3 protein-coding genes are annotated in these 2265 nt (G+C 71.5%); 2 read left to right on the top strand and 1 reads right to left on the bottom strand.

The window, feature by feature from the left end; all coding sequences use genetic code 11:
- The first annotated feature begins 225 nt into the window (after nt 1-225).
- Entirely contained in the window at nt 226-1074 is an 849-nt protein-coding gene (locus ACFWYS_RS21480; RefSeq protein ID WP_384771109.1) for a chaplin, read from the top strand.
- A gap of 97 nt (nt 1075-1171) precedes the next feature.
- Here ACFWYS_RS21480 and ACFWYS_RS21485 read toward each other — a convergent pair whose 3' ends face one another.
- Complete coding sequence (locus tag ACFWYS_RS21485; RefSeq protein WP_005485166.1) at nt 1172-1360, bottom strand: DUF5703 family protein; 189 nt, start codon at nt 1358-1360, stop codon at nt 1172-1174.
- 47 nt (nt 1361-1407) lie between these two features.
- Between ACFWYS_RS21485 and ACFWYS_RS21490 the strand changes: the two genes are divergently transcribed.
- Nucleotides 1408-2136, top strand: a complete 729-nt coding sequence (locus ACFWYS_RS21490; RefSeq protein WP_384771112.1) for a hypothetical protein — start codon at nt 1408-1410, stop codon at nt 2134-2136.
- The last annotated feature ends 129 nt before the right edge of the window (nt 2137-2265 follow it).

Consider the following 2265-nt stretch of genomic DNA (forward strand, 5'->3'; position numbering starts at 1 on the left):
ACTCTGGGGGGGGGGCCCCGCCCGCCGCCGCCGGGGCGGCCCCCGCCGCCCGGGCGGGCCCCGCCCGGCGGCCCCCGCCCCACCGGCCTTTTCGGAACGTCGGTGGAAACCGACGTCGTCCTTTCGGGCTTTCGGAACACCTCCGGAACCCGTCCGGAATCCATCCGGAATCCATCCGGAACACATCGTCCTTTCGGGACAAGGTCGAAGGCAGGTAATCAGCAAATGCGACAGGTCACCCGCAAGGGCCTGCTGACCGTGGCGGCCGCGACCGGCGTCATCGCCGCCGCGGGCGGCGTAGCCCACGCGACCGGCTCGGGCGCCCACGGCACCAGCTCCAACTCGCCCGGCGTGCTGTCGGGCAACACGGTGCAGGCTCCGGTCGACGCGCCGGTCAACGTCTGCGGCAACACCGTGAACGTCGTCGGGGTACTCAACCCGGCGATCGGCAACAGCTGCGCCAACCAGGGCGGCGGTGCGTCCGGCGGCCACGGCGGCTCCGGTGGCACGGGGGCGTCGGCCGACGGGCACGCCAGTGACTCGCCCGGCATCGGCTCCGGCAACACCGTCCAGGCGCCGGTCCATGTGCCGGTCAACGTGTGCGGCAACACCGTCGACGTCATCGGCATCGGCAACTCCACCGAGGGCAACGACTGCGCCAACAACGGCAGCGGTGCCCACACCCCGCCGGGCGGCGGGCACGAGAACCCGCCCGGGTCGCCGGAACAGCCGGGCAACCCCGGAAACCCCGGCAACCCGGGAGAACCGGGTAACCCCGGCAATCCCGGAAACCCTGGCAATCCCGGAAACCCTGGGAACCCCGGAAATCCAGGGAACCCTGGCGAGCCGAACCACCCCGGCACCCCGAGCACGCCGCCCGGCACGGGCGGCGTGACGCCGGGCGGTGGCTCGCACGGGAACACCCCGGGCGCCCACAACGTCACCCAGCCGCAGGGCGAGGCACAGCTCGCCCACACCGGCAGCGACCTGCCGATGGGCCTCGTCCTGCCGGTCGGCGCGGGGGCGATGCTCGCGGGCGCGGTGCTCTACCGCAAGGCACGGGCATCGCAGTGAACAGGGCGTAGCAGTCCCGCACGAACGGAGCGGGCCCCCCCGCGGGGGGGCCCGCTCCGTTCTGCTCCGTGCGCTCGTGTCTTCCCGTCGCCTCAGCTCACCATGTGGCCCGCACCTGGCGGATGATCCTGCGGCGCAGCCGTACCCTGCGACTTCCGTCGCGCAGCAGGCTCAGGCGGTCCAACTCCCAGTGTCCGTACTCGGCATGGTCCGTCAGCAGGCGTGTGGCGTCCTTGCGGGAGACCCCGCGCGGTACGTACACGTCGACAAATTCGTATTCGGGCATCGCATCTATTGTGCGGGCTGGGGCTCGGTACGGATAGCGTCTGCACTATGTCTGATGCTGTGCAGCCCACCGCTGCCGAGGTACGCGCCGCCGCCGAGGCGGTCAAGACCGCGCTCGACCGTCACCTGGCCGCGGTCGAACGCCGGTCGGGTGAGGACGACCCGGCCGTCTACGAGGCGTTCAACCAGCTGGCCGCGGCCGCCGAGACCTACGACGAGCTGCTCTACGACCGTTACGACGAGGTCACTCCCTTCGAGATCCCCGGTACGGACGACGCGCTGCCGCCGTACACGGGCCCCGAGGAACCGAACGCGCTCAGCGTGCTGATCCGCCGCGACTACGCCGTGGTGGAGCCGCAGCGGCTGCTGGCGCAGGCGCAGCGGGTCGAGGCGGTGGACGACGACGAGGGCGCGGAGCTCTCCGGCACGGTGCACGGGGCGCTGGGCGTGCTGTTCGGCGAGTTCGAGGCGGACGAGATCGCCTCCCGGCACAAGGAGTTCGGTCTGGAGGAGGGCGACTCCACGCTGTGGGTGATCGCCGCGGACGAGGCGCCCGAGCCCGGGGAGTGGCTGGAGATGCCCTTCGAGGGCGTCGATCCGCAGCGGGTGGTGTGCCGGTTCGACGTCAGCGCCGTCTTCGACGACGAGCTGGACGACGAACTCGACGACGATGACGGCGACGCGGACGGCGACGACGAACCCGAGGAGGAGCTTGAGGACGAGCTCGACTCGGACCTGGACGAGGACGACCTCGAACCGCTGGACGCGGATCGCTGACGCGAATCGCTCACGCGGGGCGCGGCTGTTTTCGGCGGGGGGGGGGGCCCTCAGATATAAATAAAACACCACCCCCCACCGCGCCGCCCCCCCCCCCCCCGGAAAAGACAACAACAACGACCCGCCGTG

Source organism: Streptomyces sp. NPDC059010, from assembly GCF_042740355.1.
GTDB lineage: Bacteria > Actinomycetota > Actinomycetes > Streptomycetales > Streptomycetaceae > Streptomyces.